The 2,606-nt window shown below is 60.5% G+C and carries 2 protein-coding genes; both read left to right on the plus strand.

What is annotated here, in order from left to right:
* Positions 1-115 precede the first annotated feature (115 nt).
* Positions 116-1,615, plus strand: a complete 1,500-nt coding sequence (gene istA, locus JJD74_RS30465) for an IS21 family transposase (RefSeq protein ID WP_126543471.1) — start codon at positions 116-118, stop codon at positions 1,613-1,615.
* Positions 1,608-2,411, plus strand: coding sequence for an IS21-like element ISPst3 family helper ATPase IstB (gene istB / locus JJD74_RS30470; protein ID WP_003117254.1), 804 nt, complete (start codon positions 1,608-1,610; stop codon positions 2,409-2,411). Before istA ends, istB begins: the two co-directional genes overlap by 8 nt.
* Positions 2,412-2,606 lie beyond the last annotated feature (195 nt).

The raw sequence follows: 2,606 nt of genomic DNA on the forward strand, positions 1-2,606 counted from the left end.
TGTTGCCGCTGACCGAAAACTGACCCAGTAGAGGCTGTTCTGCCGATCGAAAACTGACCCAGGTGCTCAACTGCTCCTGCTCAATTTATGAGCAGGAGAACACAGGGTGATCAGTATGGAAATGATGGGCAAAATTCGGCGGATGTATTTCCGCGACAAGCTGTCGTTGCATGAGATAGCCAAGCGCACCGGATTGGCGCGCAACACCATTCGCAAGTGGGTCAGAGCGCCGGAAGCCAAGCAGCCGGTGTACCTGCGCCGGGCCATTTTCAACAAGCTGAGTCCGTTTCACGGCACGCTGGAGCAGGCGCTTAAAGCCGACTCGCTGCGTCCCAAGCAACAACGGCGCAGTGCCAAGGCGCTGCTGGCACAAATCAAAGCCGAGGGTTATGACGGTGGCTACAGCCAGCTCACCGCGTTTGTCCGTGCCTGGCGCGGGGATCAGGGCAAGGCAGCGCACGCCTTTGTGCCGTTGACCTTTGCCCTTGGCGAGGCGTTTCAGTTTGACTGGAGCGAGGAAGGCTTGCTGATCGGCGGCATTTACCGGCGCATGCAGGTGTCGCACCTGAAGCTGTGCGCGAGCCGTGCCTTCTGGCTGGTGGCTTATCCGAGCCAAGGTCACGAGATGCTGTTCGACGCGCATACGCGCTCGTTCAGCGCCTTAGGCGGCGTGCCACGCCGAGGCATTTACGACAACATGAAGACGGCCGTCGACAAGGTCAACAAGGGCAAAGGCCGCACGGTGAATGCGCGCTTCGCGGTGATGTGCGCGCACTACCTGTTCGATCCGGATTTCTGCAACGTTGCCTCAGGTTGGGAAAAGGGCATCGTCGAAAAGAACGTGCAGGACAGTCGCAGGCGTATCTGGCTGGACGCCCAAGACCGTCAATTCCACTCCTTCGAGGAACTCAATGCCTGGCTCGGGCAGCGCTGCCGCGCACTCTGGAGCGAGCTTCCGCACCCGCAATACAGCGGGCTGAGCGTGGCTGAGGTGTTGGAGTTGGAGCGGGCCGAAATGATGCCCATGCCCGCGCCCTTCGACGGTTACGTCGAGCGTGCGGCGCGGGTTTCCAGCACCTGCCTGGTCAGCATGGGACGAAACCGCTACTCGGTACCCTGTGAGTACGCCGGCAAGTGGCTCAGTTGCCGCCTGTATCCGACGCGGATCGAGGTGGTAGCTGATGACGTATTGATTGCCAGCCACGCGCGCTTGCTGGATCGCGACCAGGTCAACTATGACTGGCAGCACTACATCCCGCTGATCGAGCGCAAGCCGGGCGCACTGCGCAATGGCGCTCCTTTTGCGGATCTACCAACACCACTGCGGCAACTCAAACACGGCCTGACACGTCATGCCGGCGGTGACCGGATCATGGCGCAAGTCCTGGCTGCCGTACCCGTCGCCGGACTCGATGCCGTATTGGTGGCCGTTGAACTGGTACTCGAAGCCGGCACCCTGAGCGCCGAACACGTCTTGAATGTCGTGGCGCGGCTGACAGCGACCGAGCCACCGCCCTCCGTCGAGACTCACTTGCAGCTCAAGGAAGCGCCTGTCGCGAACACGGCGCGCTACGACCGTTTACGCGGCAGCGTCGAGGAGATCCGTCATGCGTGATCTCATGGCAGAACTCAAAGAGCTGCGCCTGCACGGCATGGCCAATGCTTGGGCGGACTTGACGGCGCAGGGTGAGTCGGCCCTAGCCTCCTCGAAATGGTTGCTCGAACACCTGCTGCAACAGGAGCATGCGGATCGCGCCATGCGCTCGGTGAGCCATCAAATGAACATGGCCAAGCTGCCCATGCACCGTGACCTGGCTGGCTTCGACTTCAGCGCCTCCAGCGCCGACGCACGGCTGATCAGGGAACTGGCCAGCCTGGCCTTCACCGACACGGCACAGAACGTGGTACTCATCGGCGGGCCGGGCACCGGCAAGACCCACCTGGCCACCGCGCTAGCCGTGTCCGGCATCACTCTGCACGGCAAGCGCGTGCGCTTCTACTCCACGGTTGACCTGGTCAATCTGCTGGAGCGCGAGAAGCATGACGGTAAAGCCGGGCGCATCGCCCAAGCACTGCTGCGCATGGACTTGGTCATCCTCGATGAGCTGGGTTACTTGCCATTCAGTCAGGCTGGCGGTGCTCTGCTTTTTCACCTGCTGTCCAAGCTGTACGAGCACACCAGCGTCGTGATCACGACCAACCTGAGCTTCGCAGAATGGTCGCGCGTGCTCGGCGACGCCAAGATGACCACCGCCCTGCTGGATCGGCTTACGCACCACTGCCACATCGTCGAAACGGGCAACGAGTCCTACCGCCTGCAACACAGCAGCTTGGCGGCTCAGGCAAAGATCAAATCACGGGAGCGAAAACGCAAGGACGATCAGAAGCCGGTGGACGACGAACCGTTTTGATTTTAGGGAAAGGATGGCCTGCTGCATGACGACATGTGGCAGGTCTTCAGTCGCCACTTGGGGCGATCGAAAGGAAGGGATTTTAAAGCAGCTGCGCTGATAGACTTATCCACAGTTGCTGATATAGAAATCAGCAATCCGCCCTGGGTCAAATTTCAATCGGCAGGGTGGGTCAATTTTCCATCAGCACCAACA

The sequence above is a fragment of the Pseudomonas sp. MF6776 genome (assembly GCF_016613125.1).
Lineage (GTDB): Bacteria > Pseudomonadota > Gammaproteobacteria > Pseudomonadales > Pseudomonadaceae > Aquipseudomonas > Aquipseudomonas iridis.

What these genes read in the sequence shown, in the direction of transcription:
- istA (WP_126543471.1), top strand. Translation starts at nt 116, where the DNA reads ATGGAAATGATGGGCAAAATTCGGCGGATGTATTTCCGCGACAAGCTG.
- istB (WP_003117254.1), top strand. Translation starts at nt 1,608, where the DNA reads ATGCGTGATCTCATGGCAGAACTCAAAGAGCTGCGCCTGCACGGCATG.